Annotated in this window: 22 protein-coding genes and 1 pseudogene; 12 read left to right on the top strand and 11 right to left on the bottom strand. The window is 55.5% G+C overall.

The window, feature by feature from the left end; all coding sequences use genetic code 11:
- The coding region (locus JCM12296_RS39825; protein ID WP_172683884.1) for a hypothetical protein at positions 1 to 1,564 on the top strand (1,564 nt) is incomplete at its 5' end.
- A 15-nt stretch (positions 1,565 to 1,579) separates the two neighbouring features.
- Here JCM12296_RS39825 and JCM12296_RS12790 read toward each other — a convergent pair.
- The 3 genes from JCM12296_RS12790 to JCM12296_RS12800 form a co-directional block, all read right to left on the bottom strand.
- A complete protein-coding gene (locus JCM12296_RS12790; protein ID WP_246804249.1) occupies positions 1,580 to 2,047 on the bottom strand; it encodes a YcgN family cysteine cluster protein in 468 nt (155 codons plus the stop codon).
- A 49-nt stretch (positions 2,048 to 2,096) separates the two neighbouring features.
- Entirely contained in the window at positions 2,097 to 2,768 is a 672-nt protein-coding gene (locus JCM12296_RS36335) for a lytic transglycosylase domain-containing protein (RefSeq protein ID WP_218188069.1), read from the bottom strand.
- Positions 2,769 to 3,064: 296 nt separating this feature from the next.
- Positions 3,065 to 3,739 (bottom strand): zinc ribbon domain-containing protein, encoded by a 675-nt coding sequence (locus JCM12296_RS12800; RefSeq protein WP_054693489.1) that lies wholly within the window; start codon positions 3,737 to 3,739, stop codon positions 3,065 to 3,067.
- 403 nt (positions 3,740 to 4,142) lie between these two features.
- On the opposite strand from JCM12296_RS12800, the gene JCM12296_RS12805 reads away from it, so the two are divergent.
- The gene (locus JCM12296_RS12805) at positions 4,143 to 4,484 is read left to right on the top strand and encodes a hypothetical protein (protein WP_054693492.1); all 342 of its coding nucleotides are present in this window, start codon (positions 4,143 to 4,145) and stop codon (positions 4,482 to 4,484) included.
- A gap of 182 nt (positions 4,485 to 4,666) precedes the next feature.
- Here JCM12296_RS12805 and gltA read toward each other — a convergent pair.
- Positions 4,667 to 6,078, bottom strand: a pseudogene (gltA, locus tag JCM12296_RS12810) (NADPH-dependent glutamate synthase).
- Between the two features lie 90 nt (positions 6,079 to 6,168).
- A complete protein-coding gene (locus JCM12296_RS12815; RefSeq protein ID WP_054693495.1) occupies positions 6,169 to 7,005 on the bottom strand; it encodes a sulfide/dihydroorotate dehydrogenase-like FAD/NAD-binding protein in 837 nt (278 codons plus the stop codon).
- Between the two features lie 306 nt (positions 7,006 to 7,311).
- On the opposite strand from JCM12296_RS12815, the gene JCM12296_RS12820 reads away from it, so the two are divergent.
- Complete coding sequence (locus tag JCM12296_RS12820; protein WP_306304017.1) at positions 7,312 to 7,995, top strand: TatD family hydrolase; 684 nt, start codon at positions 7,312 to 7,314, stop codon at positions 7,993 to 7,995.
- 50 nt (positions 7,996 to 8,045) lie between these two features.
- Here JCM12296_RS12820 and JCM12296_RS12825 read toward each other — a convergent pair whose 3' ends face one another.
- From JCM12296_RS12825 to JCM12296_RS12835, 3 genes are read right to left on the bottom strand one after another with little or no spacing between them, the layout of a single operon-like run.
- Complete coding sequence (locus tag JCM12296_RS12825) at positions 8,046 to 9,236, bottom strand: vWA domain-containing protein (RefSeq protein WP_054693498.1); 1,191 nt, start codon at positions 9,234 to 9,236, stop codon at positions 8,046 to 8,048.
- 2 nt (positions 9,237 to 9,238) lie between these two features.
- Complete coding sequence (locus JCM12296_RS12830; protein ID WP_054693501.1) at positions 9,239 to 10,093, bottom strand: AAA family ATPase; 855 nt, start codon at positions 10,091 to 10,093, stop codon at positions 9,239 to 9,241.
- A 31-nt stretch (positions 10,094 to 10,124) separates the two neighbouring features.
- On the bottom strand, positions 10,125 to 11,195 hold the full coding sequence (locus tag JCM12296_RS12835) for a uroporphyrinogen decarboxylase/cobalamine-independent methonine synthase family protein (protein WP_054693504.1): 1,071 nt from the start codon (positions 11,193 to 11,195) through the stop codon (positions 10,125 to 10,127).
- A gap of 141 nt (positions 11,196 to 11,336) precedes the next feature.
- Here JCM12296_RS12835 and JCM12296_RS12840 point away from each other — a divergent pair, with 141 nt between their 5' ends.
- Positions 11,337 to 11,840 (top strand): hypothetical protein, encoded by a 504-nt coding sequence (locus JCM12296_RS12840; protein WP_157067576.1) that lies wholly within the window; start codon positions 11,337 to 11,339, stop codon positions 11,838 to 11,840.
- 63 nt (positions 11,841 to 11,903) lie between these two features.
- Positions 11,904 to 12,086, top strand: a complete 183-nt coding sequence (gene tatA / locus JCM12296_RS12845; RefSeq protein ID WP_054693510.1) for a twin-arginine translocase TatA/TatE family subunit — start codon at positions 11,904 to 11,906, stop codon at positions 12,084 to 12,086.
- A 116-nt stretch (positions 12,087 to 12,202) separates the two neighbouring features.
- Here tatA and JCM12296_RS12850 read toward each other — a convergent pair whose 3' ends face one another.
- Positions 12,203 to 13,387 (bottom strand): phospholipase A, encoded by a 1,185-nt coding sequence (locus JCM12296_RS12850; protein WP_054693513.1) that lies wholly within the window; start codon positions 13,385 to 13,387, stop codon positions 12,203 to 12,205.
- Between the two features lie 328 nt (positions 13,388 to 13,715).
- Between JCM12296_RS12850 and JCM12296_RS12855 the strand changes: the two genes are divergently transcribed.
- The gene (locus tag JCM12296_RS12855; protein WP_054693516.1) at positions 13,716 to 13,901 is read left to right on the top strand and encodes a DUF2065 domain-containing protein; all 186 of its coding nucleotides are present in this window, start codon (positions 13,716 to 13,718) and stop codon (positions 13,899 to 13,901) included.
- 24 nt (positions 13,902 to 13,925) lie between these two features.
- On the opposite strand, the gene JCM12296_RS12860 is transcribed toward JCM12296_RS12855, so the two are convergent.
- The gene (locus JCM12296_RS12860) at positions 13,926 to 14,528 is read right to left on the bottom strand and encodes a lytic transglycosylase domain-containing protein (RefSeq protein ID WP_054693519.1); all 603 of its coding nucleotides are present in this window, start codon (positions 14,526 to 14,528) and stop codon (positions 13,926 to 13,928) included.
- Between the two features lie 226 nt (positions 14,529 to 14,754).
- Between JCM12296_RS12860 and JCM12296_RS12865 the strand changes: the two genes are divergently transcribed.
- The 3 genes from JCM12296_RS12865 (at position 14,755) to cmoB (ending at position 17,833) form a co-directional block, all read left to right on the top strand.
- A complete protein-coding gene (locus JCM12296_RS12865; RefSeq protein WP_054693522.1) occupies positions 14,755 to 16,068 on the top strand; it encodes a uracil-xanthine permease family protein in 1,314 nt (437 codons plus the stop codon).
- 52 nt (positions 16,069 to 16,120) lie between these two features.
- Positions 16,121 to 16,705 carry a class I SAM-dependent methyltransferase gene (locus tag JCM12296_RS12870; RefSeq protein WP_246804251.1) on the top strand — a complete coding sequence of 195 codons (585 nt, stop codon included), beginning with the start codon at positions 16,121 to 16,123 and terminating at the stop codon, positions 16,703 to 16,705.
- Positions 16,706 to 16,825: 120 nt separating this feature from the next.
- A complete protein-coding gene (gene cmoB / locus JCM12296_RS12875) occupies positions 16,826 to 17,833 on the top strand; it encodes a tRNA 5-methoxyuridine(34)/uridine 5-oxyacetic acid(34) synthase CmoB (RefSeq protein WP_157067577.1) in 1,008 nt (335 codons plus the stop codon).
- A gap of 63 nt (positions 17,834 to 17,896) precedes the next feature.
- Here cmoB and JCM12296_RS12880 read toward each other — a convergent pair whose 3' ends face one another.
- Positions 17,897 to 18,706, bottom strand: coding sequence for a hypothetical protein (locus tag JCM12296_RS12880; RefSeq protein ID WP_157067578.1), 810 nt, complete (start codon positions 18,704 to 18,706; stop codon positions 17,897 to 17,899).
- Positions 18,707 to 18,784: 78 nt separating this feature from the next.
- Here JCM12296_RS12880 and JCM12296_RS44420 point away from each other — a divergent pair, with 78 nt between their 5' ends.
- The 3 genes from JCM12296_RS44420 to JCM12296_RS12895 are packed head-to-tail and all read left to right on the top strand — an operon-like array spanning position 18,785 to position 20,781.
- Positions 18,785 to 19,480, top strand: a complete 696-nt coding sequence (locus JCM12296_RS44420; RefSeq protein ID WP_246804253.1) for a YbjQ family protein — start codon at positions 18,785 to 18,787, stop codon at positions 19,478 to 19,480.
- Positions 19,481 to 19,491: 11 nt separating this feature from the next.
- Entirely contained in the window at positions 19,492 to 19,941 is a 450-nt protein-coding gene (locus tag JCM12296_RS12890; protein WP_054693532.1) for a YbjQ family protein, read from the top strand.
- A complete protein-coding gene (locus tag JCM12296_RS12895; protein ID WP_054693536.1) occupies positions 19,942 to 20,781 on the top strand; it encodes a M48 family metallopeptidase in 840 nt (279 codons plus the stop codon).
- Positions 20,782 to 20,806: the final 25 nt, after the last annotated feature.

Below are 20,806 nucleotides of genomic sequence, written 5' to 3' on the forward strand. Positions count from 1 at the left end.
GGCCCACCCGGCTACCGGCGGCGAAGCAGGGCGGGGCGGGCATGGCAGCTTGTTGTTTCAACAATTGGAGTTGATGCGCGTCGAGGTCGAAAAACACCTGGAAGGTAAAGGCGACATCACCTTGAACGACCTTGCCGACGCGGTCTTCAATATGAAGAAGCAGCTCCTTGAAGGCATCGAAGCCCAAAAAGCCCTCGGCATTGCCTACGAGAATGAAGCCGCCATCCTTGAAAATGCCAATGAACTCACCGACCAGGTACTGATCCAATTAATCAGGGATGAGTACCAGCAAGGGAAGATTTCTCCCTCGCGGATGGCGCATATTCTTAGACGGCTTATCCCCGAAGCCGTAGAACTCAAGCGTTTGCTACCGAAAATCAAACAGGCATTGCTTGACGAAGGCATGTCCCACACCCAGTACCTTGAACTGGTTCAAATGCTCAGCAAGGAACTTCAAAGTGAAGGGCTCGCCAGTATTCTTGAGGAGAGTGGTGAGGAAATCGGCGTGGACGGCAACCAGTTGATTGCCGAGTTTAAAAATAATCCGCAGCAAGCAGCCCAGTTAATCTATTTGGCGTCGGAAATTCGCAAAGGTACCGGAGACGACGATCTGTTGGCCGAGATCCTGGCAGGTTATGTGGAACAAATTGGTGGTCAGATGGCCCTGGACCAAGCCGGCGATCAGGAAGACCCCGATCATTTGAAAAGCGTGGTTGGCAGTATCGAGTCCAGCATTGTCAGCCAACTCAGTCAGATGGACATGGGCAGCGATGTCATCGTCAAACTGGAAGAACGCCTCAATTCAAGAATGGAGGCGGTTCTAAACCAAATGCGCACCGAATGGATCAAGGCCCGCAGCCACGAGGGGGCAGGGGCGGGGAAAGGTACACACCACAAAACCTTAAGCGTTCTGCAAACGCTTGAGCAGAGTGTCAGCGAGCATGATGAACTGGGAGGGATTCTGAAAATTGTTCGCGCGAAAGTCGACGCCGGAGAGATCGATGAAAACAATTACAAAAAAATTCAGGAAGAAATCACCCATCAAAAGCAACTGATCAAGGAAAAAGAAGCCAACCGGGTCATGCCCACCGGGGTTATCAAAGCCGGCGCCATGGCTTTCATTATCGAAAAAGAAATTGCCCGGGCCAACCGCTACACCTATTCATTTTCAGCCTTGGCTTTTTCCATGGTAAGGATCAGGCCGCGCAGCAAGGTGCCCGCCGGAACAATCAGTAACGAAATCCTCATGGAAAGCGTTCTCGCCCTTCTTGCCAAAACATTCCGTGAAGTGGACATCGTCGGTCAGCTGGGGAAAAACACCATTGTGGCCATGTTACCGTTAATCAATCGTGAAGATTCCAAAAAGGCACTGAACCGGGTCATGAAAATTCTTCATGATGCGCCCATCGAAATCAATGGTATCGCCGTTGACTTCAAATTCGCCGGAATTGCCATGACCTTCGATGGCCAGGACACCCCCGATGCCAAAAGCTTTATTCGTGTCATGGTCAGTCGACTTCAGGACATGGCCAGCCGCCTGAAAAACATTCAATCCTTCATGTAGCGCCACGGATTTATTTTACAAGCGGTAACCAACAGCATAATATTCAACATCTTCCGGATGCACGTAGACTTCGGAGATGGCCTTATCGCGCACGGATATACCCGCACGATGAACCGAATCCGCATCACCGGAAACCAAAGGATGCCATTCGGCCAGATCGCGGCCTTCCGAAATCCGCCGATAGGCACAGGTCCGTGGTAACCACCGCAAACGCGGAATCAGTTCCGCGGTCAGTTGTAGGCAGTCAGGCACCAGAATAGACCGGTTGGCATAGTCGGTACAGCGACAAGTTTGGGTATCCAATAAATAACAGGATACCCACGTATAAGCGACTTTTCCGGTTTTACCATTCTGGAATTTCTGCAGGCAACAGCGCCCACAGCCGTCACAAAGGGACTCCCATTGGGCACGACTCATGGCGGTCAGGGAAACGGTTTTCCAGAAAGGCACGCCTACCCGGTGATGAGGATCTGGAGTGTGCAAATCCGGCCATCCACGCAACGATTAAAAGCTCACCAGAAATGGCGCCGGATCAGGCCAGGCGTCGCTGTTCGGGAAGTTTTTCCCTCTTGAACTTCTTATGGAATTTCAAGACCTTCTTGATGTACCGCTGGGTTGTTTTGAAAGGCGGCACACCGGCATAGACCTCGACATGGCGTGAGCCCGCATTATAGGCCGCCAAGGCAAGCTGGACATCACCGTTGTAGCGGTCGAGCAGGTATTTGAAATAGCGTACACCGCCTTCGATATTTTGCTTGGGGTCATAAATGTCCCGAACGCCGAAGGCTTTGGCCGTGGACGGCATCAACTGCATCAATCCGCGAGCCCCTTTTTTCGATTTCGCCTTGGGATTATACCCGGATTCCGCAAAAATGATGGCCTGGATCAGGCTCGGGTCAATCTCGTATCTGCCGGCGACCTGAGCAACGATCCTGTGAAACGGAAGGTGAGATTCCGGGCGGCTTTTCTTCACCGGCGCCGTCGGCTTCTGGGTGGCGTCCGTTGGGGCAGCGGCAAACCGCTGATCCTGAGGACCAACTTCGGGTGACGGGACCTGCTCAGGCCGTACTGACGGCTGCTGCTCAGCCCGCACGAGGGATGCATGTAAACGGGAGGGTGAATAATTTGAGAAGGTGACTGAAACTGTCAGGAAAAACGTGCAAAGTGCAATTGTCGTAACAAATACAGCCAAATCCTTCAGCAACGTGTTGGGGTGGTGGTAATCCTCTGTTGTGTTCATGGCAGTTATCATCACTTAGGGGTTGATCAACAAGCTGCAACGCCTTGCGCTCAACTTCGGGGACCCTTTACGCCAATTCATCGCCAAAGCGGCCCAGCACCGATTATCTATCATGATTTCAAATAGCTTTAGGATAGCGTGAATATCACATGGCTATACCCACGCGTTGCCGAAAACAAAAACGAAAAATACTATGTCACACTTTGATCAACATTTCCAGCCCATCCACGAAATTCACGGGACGGGAAATCGGGAAACAGCTATTCGCCCGCCACTTCGCGACCACAGTGTTTACAGATTTTGGCACGACTTTTAATTATTTCCGCACAAAAGGGGCATTCACGGGTAAAAAATCGCTGATGAATTTTTTTGACGGCAGCGTCCACCTGTTCCTGCAGGCGCACATTTCCGAATTTGAGGTTGCGGATCGGCTCGATGGCTTCTAATTCACCGATATCACCGATCATCTCGGCTGCTTTCATGCGTACCCGGACCGGTTCACTTGAATCCGTGAGCAATTTGAGGATTGTCACCCCATCATGGTTCACGAAACAATCCGCTAAGATGGAAAATCCCTTTTTAATATTCTGCTTCAGGGCCTCCTCTTCGGCCAACACCTGATCATCGATCACCTGCCCCTTGGCGCCCATGGGGCTGAACACGGGGATCAGTTCGAATTGGGTCGTCCCGGGAAAATTAATGCAGCGGTACGATGCCCGTTGCGCGTAGTTATCCATCATGCTGTCCCAACCCTGGGTATACAACGGGCACTCGTCGTTGAAGCACATAAAGAGATAAGGGGTCCCCCACCCCAGACCGTCGCCCACGTTGATGGGCGGCACCTCCCAGATGTTCATTGGCTGATTGCAGTGAGGACAGGTTGGTTTTTCCATCTCAAGGATTTCTTGAAAGACTTCTTCTTTGGTTTCAAACATTGTGGAGCCTCCATCGTGGGTTTGCGTCGCATCGTTGGGGGGATAGCCACCATCGTTTTTTTCAGACGTTACCGGCTAAGCTAAGGTCGCCCCCTTTATTGTCAACCAAACGGGTATAGCGGTATAACGCGTTGGTGCAAGAAGGTTCTATTATGCGGCCGGCCGATGAATTGCAAGCGCGAATCCGATCATAGGTCAGCAATCGGCCAGAGCAAAAACCGATCCGACATCCAATTTGCACGGGTGAAAAATATTTTAAGAAGGCTAAAGTTTCCTATTGGACCTGCCGATAATGAAAAGCGGTAACTATTAATTGACTTCCGGTGACACCCTGATCAGAATTGACAGTAACCGGGAGGATGTGCGCAACGCACGCGCGTATTCCAAACAAAGGAGGGGCATCATGCTAATCGACAACAACACTTCGGTCGGCACCTCCGTCCAGGGGGTGGAACGGCTGCCCAAGGTCGACGAAATCAAGCACGGGAACGAAGAGGTCAACGAACAGCAGCAGACCACTGAAAATGAAGCGACCGAAGATTACCAGGTCAGCCTCTCCGACGAAGCGAAAACGGCCGTGGCTGAACTCAACAAACCGGCGGCAACCGATCAGAGCGCCCCGGCGATTAACCTCACCGAAGAAGAAGCTTTTCAATTGTCCAGCCAGACCGCCCAACAGCTGTCTCAGACCAACACCGCGATTGCCAATCTGGCCATCCAGAAGGCCGTGGATTTATTCGCCTGATCGGGGGCACCTGCGAAGCCCCACCACCATAGCCAAAGCCGGCTCATTCTACTGAACCGGCTTTGGCTGTTATGGAAAGAGGAAATTCTTTTGTCGATTTTGATGCATCGGAAGAGAACGCCGGTCTGAAATCAGTCGTTCAGGCCGGCTGTGGCTCATAGCGCTTTAATCGTGGGCAAGGCTTACCAGCCCCAAGTCAAATACTGATGAATGGAATCGGCGGCTTTCCGTCCCGCTCCCATGGCCAGGATCACCGTAGCCGCACCGGTGACGATGTCGCCACCTGCCCAGACACCTTTTTTACTGGTTTTTCCCGTTTCGGGGTCGGCGACGATATATCCCCACTGGTTCAATTGCATGTCTGGGGTGGACTGGGTCAGAAGCGGATTGGCCCCGGACCCCACAGCCACAATCACCAGATCGGTCTCCAACTGAAATTCGGAGCCCTGGATGGCGATGGGACGTCTGCGCCCGGAAGCGTCAGGCTCGCCAAGTTCCATTCGCAGGCATTCCATGCCGGTCAGACGGCCCTTTTCATCACCCATAAAACGCGTCGGATTGGTCAATAAGAAAAATTCGATACCCTCTTCCTCGGCATGGTGAATCTCGGCACCACGGGCCGGCATCTCCTGACGGGAACGTCGATAGACAATCTTCACGCTGTCGGCGCCAAGCGCATGGCCGTTCTGGCGGCATCCATGGCCACGTTGCCGGCACCCAGCACAACGACATTTTTACCCTTGGGAATCGGGGTGTCCACCTCCGGGTAACGGTAAGCCTTCATCAGATTGGCCCGCGTGAGGTACTCGTTGGCCGAAAGAATGCCGATGAGGTTCTCGCCGGGCAGGTTCATGAAACGGGGCAACCCCGCGCCCACCCCCAGATAGACCGCCTCATAGCCTTCGGCAAACAGTTCATCCAGGCTGACCGTACGGCCGACCACGCTGTTCACCTCGACGTTGACCCCGAGCCGTTCCAGAAAATGGACCTCCTGGGCAACGATTGCTTTGGGCAGACGAAATTCGGGGATGCCATAAACCAACACGCCACCGGGCTTGTGGAAGGCTTCCAGAACGGTCACCGAATGCCCCTTCTGGATCAGATCGCCGGCAACGGTCAACCCAGACGGGCCTGAGCCGACGACAGCCACCTTCTTGCCGGTAGGCTCTGCCTTGGGAGGCAGGGCACCGGTACCACTTTCACGCTCCCAGTCGGCCACGAAACGCTCCAGGTTGCCAATCGCCACGGGTTCGCCGCGTTTACCCACGATGCAGCGACCCTCGCACTGGATTTCCTGGGGGCAAACGCGACCACACACGGCGGGAAGCGCGTTCTTGCCCCAGATATGGCGGATGGCACCGGTAAAATCGCCTTTGGCAATCAGGTTGATAAAACCGGGAATATCCACGCCCACGGGGCACCCCTCCACACATCCGGGTTTTTTACACTGCAGACAACGCGCCGCCTCCTCCTGGGCCATGGCCACGGTATAACCGGTGGGCACTTCATCAAAATTACGTTTTCTGATCTCCGGCTTTTGCTCAGGCATCGCCACGCGGTGGGCCTGTTCTTTTTTTTCCTTTTTCTCCGTCATCTCAATCCCTCCAATTCAACAATCGCCGTTGCCGTCAAACGGCTGCGAATAGTGTCATCAAACCCGAACAGGTTCTGTCCGGCACAGAATTTAGCTGGCATCCCGAAGGGTGCAGAAATCCTCGTAGCAGGCCTTCTCCTCTTCACAATAAGCCTGCAGGCGCATCATCAATTCGTCGAAATTGACTTCGTGGCCATCGAATTCCGGTCCGTCCACACAGGCAAACTTGGTTTTGCCGCCAACGGTGACACGGCAGCCACCGCACATGCCGGTGCCATCGATCATGATGGGATTGAGGCTGACCAGGGTCTTGACACCGTAACCGCGGGTCAAATTGGAGACTGCCCGCATCATGGGCACGGGCCCGATGGCCACCACCAGTTTGACATCCCCGCCTTCCAAAACCGACTTGAGGACATCGGTCACAAACCCGTGATGACCATAGGAGCCGTCATCGGTGCAGACCCGCAGATCGTTGGACGCCGCCTTCATTTGAGACTCGAGAATCAGCAGATCCTTGGTGCGGGCACCAATGATACAGGTCACATCGTTGCCAATCTGTTTCAGGGCGCGGGTGATGGGATGAAGCACGGCCACGCCGGTACCGCCGCCCACACAGACCACTTTTCCAACCTTTTCGAGGTGGGTCGGTTTACCCAAGGGACCGATGACATCCTGAAACCCCTCTCCCTCCTTGAGGGTTTTAAAAAGAGCCGTCGATTTGCCCACGACCATGTAAATGATCGTAATGGTCCCTTTTTCCGGGTCCGTATCGGCCATGGTCAACGGAATGCGTTCGCCCTCTTCGTTGGCCTTCAGGATCACGAATTGCCCGGGTTTGGCTTTCTTGGCGATCAGGGGCGCTTCAATTTCATTCAGAATCACGGTCCCTTCGGCCATCTCTTCGCGTTTTACGATTTTAAACATCTGTCTTCCTCCACGTCGTGTTGTCGTTACGGCAACCCAATACAGACCATCAGGGCTTTATTTACCGACCGATTATGGCTAATATACAGTGCCGCGTTTTGAAATCAAGCTCAAAACTCGGAATCTTTCAACAACGAACATTCGCCGTGACGATATAGCGTCACGCCACGACAACGATCAAGAACAATCAAGGATCATGCCAAATAATGAATCTATTTGACAGCCACTGCCACCTGGACGACAAATCGTTTGACGGCGATTTGCCGGGAAGTTCTGGCTCGCGCCGCCGAGGCGCGGGTCAATGCCATGCTAATTGCCGGAGTTGACCCACATCGTTCGGAAATCGGAGTCCAAATGACCCACCAGCACCGCCATCTTTTCGCTGCGGTTGGTATTCATCCCCATGATACCAAGGATTGCTCCGAGGCGTCGCTGTCCCGGCTCCAGTCCCTGGCATCGGATGCCAATGTCGTCGCCTGGGGCGAAATTGGTCTAGATTTCAACCGCATGTATTCGCCCCAAGAAAAGCAGGAGCGCTGGTTCATCCGACAGCTGGAAATCGCCGCTGAACTTAAACTGCCGTTGATCTTTCATGAACGCGACAGCCGGGGGCGTCTGCTGGAAATCCTTAAAACGGTCCCCGATAACCAAAGGCAGGCTGTCGTCCACTGTTTCAGCGGGACCGAATCGGAGCTCGCCCAATACCTGGAAATGGGCTTTTACATCGGGATTACAGGAATTGTCACAATCCGCCAACGGGGGGAGTCGCTTCGCCGGATGATTCCATCGATTCCATCGGATCGCCTCCTGGTTGAAACCGATGCACCGTATTTGACGCCCTCGCCCCAACGCAACAAAATCCGGCGCAATGAGCCGGCATTTGTGCGTGAAGTGCTGCTAAAGGTGGCCGACGTCCGTGGTGAGGCTCCCGAAAGCCTGGCGAATCAAGTCTGGGCCAACACCTGCCGGCTGTTTCGGCTTGCACTTTGAATCACGGAAGTCTTGCCGGTGCAAAAAAATCGCTGCTCCCGATTGGCGGGCTACGCGGCCATGAGGTGTTGCACCGCCTTCTCCAGCCCATCAATGGAGAGTTCGAACATGGCGAAAATCTGACGAATCATCATAATCGTGCGGGTATAGCCCCACATGGACGCCGGCACCGGGTTGAGCCAGACACTGTGGGGAAAGGTATGCACGAGCGCACGCAAGCACTCGATACTGGGCTTGCCACTGCGGTCCTGAACATAAATGGACCCGTCCCGGGACATCAATTCGTATGGCGCCATACTGGCGTCGCCGACGACAATCAGGCGGGTTTCGGGATCCAGGCGGGACAATTCGGCCAGACGCATCGGTTTGCGATACCGGGCCGAATCCTCCCACAGCGTGTCATAAATGGTGTTGTGGAAAAAAAAGGTGCGAACCTCCTTGAACTGAGCCCTGGCGTAATCGAACAGGGTCTGCACCACGGCTACATAAGGATCCATCGACCAGCCGCCGTTGTCAATGGCCAAAATCACCTTGAGCCGGTCCTTCATGCGCCGGTCGAAAGCGATCTCGATCTCACCGGCGTTTTTCATGGTTCGGTAAATGCTTTCGTCGACATTCACCTGGTCCCGGGGACCTGCCGGAACCAGGTTACGCAGCCGCTTGAGGGCTTCCCCCACCATGGCCTGGGTCAAGGGACCGGAGAGGGAGTAGTCCTTGTAGCGTCGATCCATGGCGACTTTCACGGCAGATTTGTTGCGCGATATACCGCCGACGCGCATGCCGCCCGGGTGGTATCCGGAGTGCCCCACCGGCGAGGTCCCGCCGGTGCCGATCCACTTGCCGCCCCCGTCATGACGGCCGTCCTGATCCTTCAGGCGCTCCTTGAAATACTCGATGAGCTCCTCGGGTGTCATGCGGCCCAGTTCGCTTTCATCGATTCCCAAGGCATCGGCCATGACCTTGGGATCCTTGAGCCACTGCTCCAGCATGGCCCGCGCGATCTCATCGATTTCCAAGCCTTCGACATCGGGCAGTTCGACCCCTTGAAAATGGTAGGCAAAGACCTGGTCAAACAAGTCGAAATAACGCTCGCTTTTCACCAGGATGGTTCGTGAGGCCGTATAAAACTCATCCAGCGTCGAGACCAGGCGGCTGGTCAACGCGCGGTGCAGGGTCAGAAAAGCCGTTGGGCTGACCGGAATCCCCACCTCTTTGAGCTTATAGAAAAAATTCAGAAACATGGTCAGAACATTTTTCGCCGGCTGACAAACGTGTTGGCCCGTTCGTAATCACCACTTTTCTTGAACAGGATGCCCAGAAAGGGCACATCTCCCTTAGCCAAGCGTTTGGGCTTGAAATCCGGATCGGCTTTCAGCGCACGGATCCAATTGATCAACTCCCGGGTGGCGGGACGTTTCTCGATGGATTCCAAATCCCGCATCCGATAAAAAGCCTCGATGGCATTGTCCATCAGTTCATCGCTGATGTCGGAAAAATGCACGGAAATGATCTTGCGCATCATCTTGGGGTCCGGAAAGGCGATGTGGTGGAAATTGCATCGGCCCAAGAAGGGATCGGACAGATCCTTCTTGGCATTGGACGTAATGATGATCACCGGACGGTGGTGGGCCGGAATGGTCTTGTCGATCTCAATAATATCGAATTCCATCTGATCCAGCACGTCGAGCATGTCGTCCTGGAAATCGGTGTCGGCCTTGTCGATCTCGTCAATCAACAAAACGGTCCGTCGTTCGGCCACGAAAGCCTGGCCGATCTTCCCCATCTTAATGTACTCCTCGATGTTACTGACATCCCGCCGGCTGTCGCCGAAACGGCTGTCGTTGAGCCGCGTCAGGGTATCGTATTGGTACAACCCTTCCACCAGCTTCATGCTCGATTTGACGTTGAGCACAATCAATGGCATATTCAGACTCTCGGCGATGGCATGCGCCAGCATGGTTTTTCCCGTGCCGGGTTCGCCCTTCAGCAAAAGGGGCATTTCCAAGGCCATGGAGATGTTGACGATCTGGGCCAGCTCCTCATCCAGTACATAGCGGGATGCGCCGGTAAACGTTGCATCGGATGCATGCGCGGTCATAAAGCCTCTCTTGATAGCAATTCAATAACGGTTAAAACGATTGCCGGATCCGCGCGGACAAGTCGCGGGTCAGCATCAATACCCGTGTGGCCAGATCCGGACTCAGGGACCCGACCCCACAGCTGGGGGTGATCAACGATTGGGAAAAAACCCGCCGTACATCCAGCCCCAGGGCTTCGACCTGCTTCAAGCGCATTTGCCAGCCGCTGTAAAGGGTTTCGACGGTCTCGCTTTGGATCTCTTCGGGTTCCAGCGTTGGCACGATGCCCCAGGCCAGGCAGCCGCCGGCGTTCAGGAACTCGACAATCTGGGGGCCATAAAGGATGAAGCGGTCGAAGTAGGCATAGGCATCGAAATTGACAATATCGGCACCGGATTCCAGCACCAGCGACCAGTCCGTGTTGGCGCATACATGGATTCCGGCAAGTCCGCCGTCGTCATGGATGGCATCGACCACCTCCTGGAGGCAGACCAGGATGTCCGTTTTTGAGATGCTGATCAATTCCGACGAGCCAAATCCGGCCAGCGCCGGTTCATCGATAAAAATAATCACCGGGCAGCCCGGTCCCGAAAGCGTGCGGACCTGCCAACGAGCGTTGAGGGCCAGGCGTTTGACCGCCGCATCACGCAAGCTGTCGTTGTAGAAAATAGCCCGGCCATCCTGATCCTTGACACCGGTACAGAAAGTAATCGGGCCGGTCACCTGCCCCTTGACGGCAAACGGCGGCGTTTGCATACCGGCCAACGTCTCCAACAACGCCCGAACCCCCTTGCCGGTGGCTTCGGTTAGCGTAAAACGGGAGCGATCCAATTGGTCGGGATCCTCGCTGGCGGCCATGTAATCTTCAAAAAAGGCCAGCAATTCGGCATCGAACCCGTCATCGGCAGTATCGATAAAGGTTTTTCCGTCCCGCTCGGCGACGGCCGGCATTCCCGATAAAAACTGCGGGATCATGCCTTCCTCGGGAAAAATCGGCAATTGGGCCCATAACGGGATGTCAGGCGTATATTCCATGATCAAGCGGGAGGTGGCCGCATGGTCGTCCAGGGGAAAGCTGCCGATCAGCATGGGCCGGCCATCCGGCTGAAAAATTGAAGACATTGGCGTTTTCCTTTCATTGGCGCAGAAAAAGACTGAACAGACGTTTTCTATCACGACCATCCGTTTTTAACAAGGCTGCCCGCCTGCACTTTTTTCACCCCCCCATGGCCGGCTAATTGACACCCAATAGTCGCAATGATATTGTTCACCTATATTATCGCCCCCTCAGTGGAGCCATTGCCGTTAGCCACCCAGCGATTGACGAAGGAGTGGTTAGCAGGCTGTACCTTATCGGATGGAGAGGCCATGGGGACTGTTATCTCCCTTGAAAAAAAGCGCGAATGCACCCAGGACAAACGGGAAGCCGACATTCGCAAGCAAAAACTTTTGGCGGTCAGGAAAATTTTCAGATGTACCCATTGCATGTCGAAATGTGAAAAATGCGGCATTCCCATTACCGTGGACAACCGTCCGAAAATACCCGCTTACAGGATCCCGTATACTTTCTGTGAGGGTTGCGCGGAAGAGTATGTGGACTATATCGATACGTTAAAAGGCATGGGGAACAAAGCCCTTTACTGGCATAACGACGCTTGGATAAAGGTTTGGTCCACCTGGATCGAACATCAGGGTGCCGTCGACAGCTATATGAAATCAAAAGAATTTGAGCGACTGCTGAAGGAACTTAACCCCAACCCGACCTGATGAATCAGCGGCGTGCCGCCGATGGAATGGCCATACAGGTGCGTTGAACGACAGGAGGCTTAGATGTTTGGTATTGGAATGCCTGAATTGATCGTTATTCTGGTGATTATTCTGATTGTATTCGGCGTCGGTAAATTACCGGAAATTGGTGGCGGCATGGGAAAAGCAATCCGCAACTTCAAGGATGCCACCAAAGAAGCGGAAACCAAAACACCGGAAAAACTGGAAGAAGACAAGAAAGCCTGATGATGGTAACTTAACCGCGTCAATCATACCATTCCGGCCCGGCAAGGAGGGATTTCTTTTCTTTCTTGCCGGGCCTTTTTTCGTGCGCCTTCCTTTTTCGGAAGCCGCCCCACCGCCTAGCGAACAATCGACAACCCCAGCCGGAATACATCCTGACGCCGATCGTAGTGCAGCAAGGTCTCGCCATACCCACTGAAGTATTGGGCCTGAAGGTAAAGACTAAAGGCCTTCGTCCATAGCCGGGTCATGGGGTAAGTCAGGTCCAATTGAACCGAGGCGCCCTTGTCGGCCCACCAGAAATGCGAATCCAAAGCCAAGCCATCCGGATCGAGAAGTTCCACCTGAAAATCGAAATATCCGCGATAGTCCTTAAGGTCACCATTCGTTTCATCGTCGTTGTTGACATACGCAAAAATATTGGGAGCCAACTTGAGATAATACGGCCCCGCCAAATGGAGCCCCATGATCGGTTTGACGAAAATATAGTTGGTGCTGCGGGAATCGTCGCCGGCTTTTCCATTGGACTCATGCATGAAACCGGTCCGAACGCCGAAAGCGGTGATGCGCTCGATATTTAAATCGATTTTGGGAAATTCATAGAAAAGCTGCGGCATATAGCTGGTATCGTCGAAGGGCTGGGATGCGCCTTTCAAATCCCAAATGGATCGCTGGGTGTAGGCGAGGTAGAGCGATGCCATTGGCGGAGCGATTCCGGTCAAGCTGCCGTGGGGATCGAAAAGTCGATACTTGAAACTGAACTGGAATTTACTCTGCTGGATACCCGGATCCACACCAAGAAGAAAATAGGTAGGGTCATGGATCGAAAAATTTTCCAGAAAAGATTGGACCATCGTCGGCCCGTCGTCCAAGGCAAGCTGTTCGCCATGCCACTCTGCCGATGCGGATTTTCCGACCGTGAAGGTCACGTCATTTGTATTCAGGGCCGACATCGCCAGGCGGACCGTGCCCGTGACGGAAACAGGCATGGGCAGGCGATACTGTCGCCGAACAAACCCCTGGGCGGGGATCTGTACCTCCGTACCGTCGGTTTCGCCCACCAATTCGGCAACAACCGTTCGCGGGCTTCGGCCGGTATCGATTCGGCAGGGCACCTCCAACGGCAGGCTACGGGTAACGGCCGCATCCGTGTTATTGTGCAAATAAAGTTGCAGCGTTACCGCCTGGCCGCCCAAAACCGGTGGGTCGGGCGGCGCCAACAGGATGTTGGTATCCGCAGCCCATGAAACAGCCCCCATGCCCATCAGCATCAAGAACGCAGCCCAGCGAAGGAAATTCTTCATCCCGGTCTCCTCTCTTTTCCCCACCATCGTCACGCCGGCATGTCCGAGCCGGGTAACGGCCTTTCATCAACCCGGCAGCACGGCAAACAAAACCGGCCACCGTCTTAGCACACAAAGATTCTTTTTTCACCTCAAACCACGCGGGCGTGGCGATTGGAAAAATGTCAAATGCGGGTACCCTGATAGGCACCGGTTGATCGACTTGACAAATGTGCCGCATCCACGGAGAATTACAGGGCGCCCGCGATTCACGCTTGCAACAATGAAATGATGGACGGCGTCCATGCGCTCCCCCGCGCGTTAACCCTTTCGCATCGATAACGACCAAATGGACTATTTTCTCTGTGTAATCGGGATGGTGATGATTGTCGAAGGCGTTCCCTATTTTGCCGCGCCGGATCGGATGAAAGCATGGATGGCAAAAATCATGGAACTCACACCGGAAACATTACGGCGTTTTGGGTTGGTCATGATGACGGCGGGGCTGCTGCTGGTTTACCTGGGCAGGCGATAAGCTTGCCGCTCGCCGTGAGGGTGGCTATCCATGCTTATACATCTCTAAAAATTTCAGCACTTTTTCCACGTACGCTTCGGTTTCCCGGAAGGGCGGGATGCCCTGGTAGGTTTCAACCGTTCGGGGGCCGGCATTGTAAGCCGCCAACGCCAATGGGATCTGGCCGTCAAAACGGGCTAACAACAATTTCAGATAACGTGCTCCGCCCATGATGTTCTGCCAGGGGTCGAAAGGGTCGTATACCCGAAATTCATCCAAATTTTCCGGCATGATCTGCATCAACCCCAACGCGCCCTTGCGGGATACCGCTTTGGGATTGAACGCCGACTCGGCACGGATCACCGCCTTGAGGAGCTGGAAATCCAACCCGTGAAGGGTGGCCGCCTCGTCGATAAAGCGATCAAAACGATTGGAATCCATGCCGTTGCCCTGCCGTTTGGGGCGCTCGCGGATAAAAACCTGATAGTCGGTCGTCGTCGGTGCGTTGGTGAAATGCATAACGCCGTCTCTGTCGACGTACATATAGATGTCGGCAAAGGCGGGCCGTACCAGCAGGGTCAATCCGACAACGATCCAGAAGCGATACCGGATAAACCGGATGAAATGGTGGAGATTCGATTTACGCATGGGTGATTTCGCCATCGTTCAGATGGGTTGTTCGACATCTTTCGCCAGTATACGCAGATATCGGCTCAACATTTGGATTTGTAAAGTTTTTTCTGGGTATTGACAAGAGAAAAAGCCTTGCCGTGCCCACGCACCGGGATGCTTGACACACACCGGGTTTCCGCATATAGACCGGTCCAATTTTTCCACCAAGCCAACCGATCGTCATTTTCCCAAGGAGGCATGAATGTCCACGCAGCCATCGACCACCGATTATGTATTCAGTTCCAGGGGCAGTCTGGTGGGCGCCCAGATGCTTTTTGTCGCCTTTGGCGCACTGGTTCTGGTTCCCCTGCTGACCGGGCTGGATCCCAACGTCGCCCTTTTCACGGCTGGTGTGGGCACCCTCATCTTTCAGTTCGTAACCAAACGCATGGTCCCGATTTTCCTGGCGTCCTCCTTTGCCTTCATCGCACCGATCATTCATGGGGTGAGCGCCTGGGGAATCCCGGGAACCATGTGCGGATTGGTGGCTGCCGGTTTTTTCTACGTGGCGCTGAGCATCTGCATCAAGACCTTCGGCGCCGGTTTCTTGAACAAGCTCCTGCCACCGGTGGTCGTGGGCCCCGTCATCATGGTCATCGGCCTGGTGCTGGCACCGGTGGCGGTGCACATGGCCATGGGGCGCACCGGCGATGGTTCAGCCTGGCTGGTGCCCCAGAAAACAGCCATGATCGTTGCCGGCGTGGCTCTCTTGGTAACGGTGCTCACGTCCATTTTGGGCAAGGGCTGGTTGCGCTTGATCCCCATCCTGATCGGTATCACCGCCGGATACCTCGCCGCCCTCATCCTCGATGCCACCGGTGTTTCGGCATCCATCCAGGCCGGCTTCGATCCGGGCAGCCTGAAAAATTTCACCGGACCGGCGATGGTCAGTTTCCAACCGCTGCTGGACGCCCCTTGGTTTGCCATGCCCCAATTCGTTCTGCCCGAATGGAACCTGGAAGCCATCATTTTCATCGTTCCGGTGGCCATTGCGCCGGCCATCGAGCATTTCGGCGACATCCTGGCCATCGGCACCGTCACGGGCAAGGATTTCATCAAAAATCCGGGAATTCACCGCACCATGCTGGGTGACGGCATCGCCACCGCCTTTGCCTCCCTGCTGGGCGGACCGCCCAACACGACCTACAGCGAAGTGACCGGCGCGGTTACCCTGACGCGCATGTTCAATCCCGGCATCATGACCTGGGCGGCCATTTTTGCCATCACCCTGGCGTTTATCGGTAAGATGGGGGCGCTGCTGCAGACCATTCCAGTGCCGGTCATGGGGGGCATCATGCTGCTGCTCTTCGGTGCCATCACGGTCGTGGGGCTCAACACCCTAGTCAAAGCCGGCGAGGATCTGACCGAAGCGCGCAATCTGACCATCGTGGCACTGATCCTGGTTTGCGGCATCGGTGGAATGGTCTTGCCCTTCGGCGCCTTCACGCTGGGCGGCATCGGCCTTGCGGGTGTGATCGGCGTTGTTCTCAACCTGATCCTGCCGGGTAAACGATGATCGATGATGACGGGATGGTGGGCGGCAAAGGCGATCGCACACCGGATCGTCCATGGGAAAACGCGGACAGATGACCGAGGATCGTATCTACCACACCCCGCAACATCCGGTCCCCCCTTTCGAATTCAACGCGGCGGTGGTGAATGTCTTCGAGGACATGATCCATCGCTCCGTTCCCATGTACGCGGAAATCATCCGGCAGCAGGCGCGGATGATCCAACTTGGGTATCACCCGGGTACGCGGATCTATGATCTGGGCTGCTCCACCGGCAATCTGGCGCTGGCGCTTTGCGCCGGGATGCCGGCAGGCAGTTTCGAGATGGTGGCCGTGGACAGCTCCAAGCCCATGCTGGACGCTTTGCCAGACGACTCGCCGGCTGGCCGCACCGCCGCCAAATCGTCCTGCGACACGGCGATATCCGCAACGTCGAAATGGCAAATGCCTCGGTGGTGGCGGTCAACTTTACCCTGCAATTCATTCCACCGACGGACCGCGATCAGCTTGTTCAGCAAATCCACGACGCCCTGGTCCCCGGCGGAATGCTGCTCTTTTCTGAAAAAACCACCCACGCCGATCCTCGTTTGCGGATCTGCAAACCGATTTTTATTACCGCTTCAAACGCGAGAACGGCTATAGCGACCTGGAAATCAGCCAGAAGCGCGAAGCCCTGGAAAACGTCCTGATCCCAGAGACCCTCCACGATCACCATGCCCGACTGAACCGTTGTGGATTTACGGCCGTCGATGTCTGGTTGAAATGGTTCAACTTCTGCGCCTGGATCTGCATCAAATGAACCGGTTGGCCGATTTAGTCCATGACCCGGTGATAGCCCCCCATCTGCCGGCGTTGGCGCAGTGCGTGGCACAGCGGGAGTCAGGCTTTTCCACCGACAAAAAGGCCATCCAACTGGCCCGGGTTCTGGCAGGGCTGCCCGCCGTCACGCCCTCATCCACCGATGTCAGCCGCGACCGCATCCGCATCGGCGCCCCAACCGATCTCGACCATCACCAGACCCATGCCTTGCAGGACGCCTTGATCCACCTTAAGCCCTGGCGCAAGGGACCCTTCGACATTTTTGGCGTGCGGCTGGATAGCGAATGGAACAGTTCGATCAAATGGAATCGGCTGGCCGCCCACCTGCCTTGCCAAACGGGCAAACGGATTCTGGACATCGGTGCCAGCAACGGCTACTACCTCTTTCGCCTGGCGGATCAGCACCCCGCTTGGGTCCTGGGGATCGAGCCCTACCTGAATTTCTACTTCCAGTTTCTGGCCCTGTCCCGCTATCTGGCCATCCCCCACGTGCATTGCCTGCCATTGAAACTGGAGGCGTTGCCGGAGATGCGGAGCTGCTTCGATACCGTACTGTGCATGGGCATCCTCTATCACCGGCGTTCGCCCCTGGATACCCTCCTGCAAATCCATCGGCTTCTGGCGCCCGGCGGGCTTCTGGTCCTGGAGACCTTGATCGTCGAGGGCGACGCGGAGATGGCTCTGTTCCCCCAAAAACGTTATGCCCGCATGAACAATGTCTTCTTCATTCCCACGGTCTCCTGCCTGACCCACTGGCTGAACCGCTGCGGCTTTACGGATATCCGCTGCATCGATGTTTCCCGGACCACCTTGGCGGAGCAGCGCAAGACGGCCTGGATCGACACCCAGAGCCTGGAGGATTTCCTGGATCCCCGGGATCCAAGGAAAACCGTCGAGGGATACCCGGCACCGGTCCGGGCCATGCTGCTGGCCACCGCCAGCTCCCGATAAGGCCAACCGGTCCCATGGCGGTCCGGCGCCGCGAATCAGCCTCTGAGGCGGTTTGAAAATCCTCTAAAACGATTTCCACCGTTTTTCCCAATACATCAACGCTTCATAACCGTAGATGGCATTCAAATGGTGAAGCAAAGCATGATACCCTTCTTTCTGCCAAATTCGGGTAATTTCAGCATTTACCGCTTGATAATGGGCCAAGAGCTCGTCAACCTGGTCATCGGCGGGGAGCGCTTGATCGCCGGACAGCTGGCCGGAAACCTGTTCCACCATTGCCAGCCACATGCGACTGACCCCCATGATGTAGTAAGGCCAGGTCGCACGCATGGTCGGCGACCAGCTGGAATCGCTGGTGTCAGCCACCGCCGGCCGGTCGTTATGCGCAACATCGTCGGTGATGATTTGCCGGACCGTGCCTTGGACCAGCAGGTGCTTTAATCGGGCATTTGCCAGCACTCGCCGATTGATCCGGTCCGCCGTTGCCGCCGAGCTGTAAAAAATGAAGCTGAACTGGTGGCCGGCCGCATCGTTATTGGAACGGCGGTGGAATCGCCACAGGTCGATATGGGGTGCTTCGGCGGAAAGAATGGGGGCGAGGGTTCGATGGGCCAGAAGCAGGTCTTTTTCCCACGGCGTTCCGCTGTCAAACCAGTCCATCTTGAATCGAACGGCCCACCAGCCTTTTTCCGCCACTTCTGCCTGTTGGGGTGCGGGGGGTGGCGCAACCGCCGGTTTGTACCATGACAAGGAACTACAGCCGGTGAACAGCCAGAGCGAAAGTACGCCCATCCATAGCCCGAATGGCCTTAGCCCGGGCACGCTTTTTGTCTCATGTTTCATTGGCCACGACCCGATATCGATGGTTGACATAACATCCTTACATCCTGGCCGCCCGCACGATGAGCGGCCGTGCATTCACGTTCATTTGAAAAAGGAGTCGGAAATACCATGAGCGACGGTTATCATGTTATTTTTGAAGGCAGATTGGTGCCTGGAAAAAGTGTGGACCTGGTCAAGGATCGCTTGAAGCAGGCTTTGAAAACCGATGACGCGGGGATCGACCGGCTCTTCTCCGGCGGCCCGGTGACGGTGAGAAGCAAAACGGACCTGGCCACTGCCGAAAAGTATAAACAGGTCTTTGCCGCTGCCGGCGCCTTCGTGGAAATCCGTAAACAGGGTCCGTCGGCACCCCTGTCGGCCGACCCGCCAACGGCCCCGCCATACGTGTCGACCACCGCCGATGCACCCGGCATGCCGGCCCAGGCTTCACTGAAGCCAGCCGTTCCGCTCGTAAAAATGCACTATATCACGACGTCCAATGGAGGAAAAATGATTATCACGAATATTGAATCCGTCCCCGGCACGACGGTGGTCGAACATTTTGGACTGGTATCGGGCAGTACCATCCGGGCCAAGCATATCGGCCGCGATTTCATGGCCAGCCTGAAAAACCTGGTCGGCGGCGAACTGAAGGGATACACGCAATTGCTTCAGGAATCCCGGGAAGAAGCCATGTCCCGCATGATCGAGGAGGCGCGCCTGATGGGGGCCAATGCCGTGGTCAATGTGCGGTTTTCCACCTCTTCCGTGGCGCAGGGTGCCGCCGAACTGTATGCGTATGGCACTGCCGTAAAAGTGGCGTAGGGAGCTTTGCGATGATAGACTTGATCATTTTCCTTTCACTGATCGCCCTGGGCTATGGCGCGGGAACCTGGGCCGAAAAACGGCATTACCGTTCGATCCTCAAGCGGGAGCAGGCCATGCTCAATCTGCCGGCGGTCAGCCTCAAATCGGTCGATATTCCCGATCACAAAATCCGCTCGGCACAGATGGTTTACGGCAGTGCGGTCATTTCCGTGGACTATTTCAAGCGGCTTCTGGCTGGCCTGCGCAATGTATTCGGCGGGCGGGTGAAATCCTATGAAAGTCTTGTGGACCGGGCGCGCCGCGAAGCGCTGCTGCGGATGAAAGCCATGGCCGGAGATGCCACGGTTATCGTCAACGTACGCATTGAGACGGCGACGATCGGCAGGCAGTCCGCACGGAAAAACATCGCCTGCTTGGAGGCCATGGCCTATGGAACGGCCCTGACCGTGGAGGAGTAGGTGAAATTCACCCCCCGGCAAACCGGCATCAACGTCAATGTCACCCCGACGCATCCGTTAAAGGAGTTTGCGATCCTCACCGGCAGCCTGATCGCTTTGGCCGTGGTTGGGTACCTGGCTTTGGGGCTGGCTGTCGACATCATCGTTCCCCGAATCTCCATCGACCTTGAGAAAAAGTTGGCCGGTATCATCATGCAGCGCTTCAAGACCGACGAAACGCCATCGCCGGCCAACCGATATCTTCAGGCGCTGGTGGACCGGCTGCAGCAAAACTGTGCGCCGCTGCCATATCCGATCATCGTGCATGTGGAACCTTCCGAGGCGGTCAATGCAGCCGCCTTGCCGGGCGGCCAAATGGTCGTTTTCAGTGGGCTTCTGGCGGAGATGCGCTCCGAAAACGAACTGGCCTTTGTTCTGGCCCACGAACTCGGCCACTATGCCCACCGGGATCACTTGCGCGGCCTGGGCCGGGCGCTGGCGTTGATGACGGCATCGACCGTTCTCATGGGAGCCGATAACAGCATCAGCAAAATGATCGGCCAGGGGATCACCCTCACGGAATTACGGTTTTCACGCGATCAGGAAACCCGTGCGGACGAATTCGCCCTGGAAACGGTGTTCTGCCATTATGGCAATGCTGCCGGCGCCACCGACTTTTTCAGCGAAATTCCCAAGTCGGGAGACCCGGGACGGTTTGGCCACTATTTTGCCTCGCATCCGGAGAATCGCCGCCGCATCGACCATCTGGTAACATTGATCCGCCAGCGCGGCTACCCGCTGGGTGCCACACGACCGTTACCGGCAGATTTCAGGAAAATACCAAATACCAAGGGGTCTTGATGGGTCTGGTGCCCATAACACCGAC

Source organism: Desulfosarcina cetonica JCM 12296 (genome assembly GCF_001311845.1).
GTDB lineage: Bacteria > Desulfobacterota > Desulfobacteria > Desulfobacterales > Desulfosarcinaceae > Desulfosarcina > Desulfosarcina cetonica.

What these genes read in the sequence shown, in the direction of transcription:
- JCM12296_RS12800 (WP_054693489.1), bottom strand. Translation starts at nt 3,739, where the DNA reads ATGTTTGAAACCAAAGAAGAAGTCTTTCAAGAAATCCTTGAGATGGAA.
- JCM12296_RS12805 (WP_054693492.1), top strand. Translation starts at nt 4,143, where the DNA reads ATGCTAATCGACAACAACACTTCGGTCGGCACCTCCGTCCAGGGGGTG.
- JCM12296_RS12815 (WP_054693495.1), bottom strand. Translation starts at nt 7,005, where the DNA reads ATGTTTAAAATCGTAAAACGCGAAGAGATGGCCGAAGGGACCGTGATT.
- JCM12296_RS12820 (WP_306304017.1), top strand. Translation starts at nt 7,312, where the DNA reads ATGCTAATTGCCGGAGTTGACCCACATCGTTCGGAAATCGGAGTCCAA.
- JCM12296_RS12825 (WP_054693498.1), bottom strand. Translation starts at nt 9,236, where the DNA reads ATGTTTCTGAATTTTTTCTATAAGCTCAAAGAGGTGGGGATTCCGGTC.
- JCM12296_RS12830 (WP_054693501.1), bottom strand. Translation starts at nt 10,093, where the DNA reads ATGACCGCGCATGCATCCGATGCAACGTTTACCGGCGCATCCCGCTAT.
- JCM12296_RS12835 (WP_054693504.1), bottom strand. Translation starts at nt 11,195, where the DNA reads ATGTCTTCAATTTTTCAGCCGGATGGCCGGCCCATGCTGATCGGCAGC.
- tatA (WP_054693510.1), top strand. Translation starts at nt 11,904, where the DNA reads ATGTTTGGTATTGGAATGCCTGAATTGATCGTTATTCTGGTGATTATT.
- JCM12296_RS12850 (WP_054693513.1), bottom strand. Translation starts at nt 13,387, where the DNA reads ATGAAGAATTTCCTTCGCTGGGCTGCGTTCTTGATGCTGATGGGCATG.
- JCM12296_RS12855 (WP_054693516.1), top strand. Translation starts at nt 13,716, where the DNA reads ATGGACTATTTTCTCTGTGTAATCGGGATGGTGATGATTGTCGAAGGC.
- JCM12296_RS12860 (WP_054693519.1), bottom strand. Translation starts at nt 14,528, where the DNA reads ATGCGTAAATCGAATCTCCACCATTTCATCCGGTTTATCCGGTATCGC.
- JCM12296_RS12865 (WP_054693522.1), top strand. Translation starts at nt 14,755, where the DNA reads ATGTCCACGCAGCCATCGACCACCGATTATGTATTCAGTTCCAGGGGC.
- JCM12296_RS12870 (WP_246804251.1), top strand. Translation starts at nt 16,121, where the DNA reads ATGGGAAAACGCGGACAGATGACCGAGGATCGTATCTACCACACCCCG.
- cmoB (WP_157067577.1), top strand. Translation starts at nt 16,826, where the DNA reads ATGGTTCAACTTCTGCGCCTGGATCTGCATCAAATGAACCGGTTGGCC.
- JCM12296_RS12880 (WP_157067578.1), bottom strand. Translation starts at nt 18,706, where the DNA reads ATGTCAACCATCGATATCGGGTCGTGGCCAATGAAACATGAGACAAAA.
- JCM12296_RS44420 (WP_246804253.1), top strand. Translation starts at nt 18,785, where the DNA reads ATGAGCGACGGTTATCATGTTATTTTTGAAGGCAGATTGGTGCCTGGA.
- JCM12296_RS12890 (WP_054693532.1), top strand. Translation starts at nt 19,492, where the DNA reads ATGATAGACTTGATCATTTTCCTTTCACTGATCGCCCTGGGCTATGGC.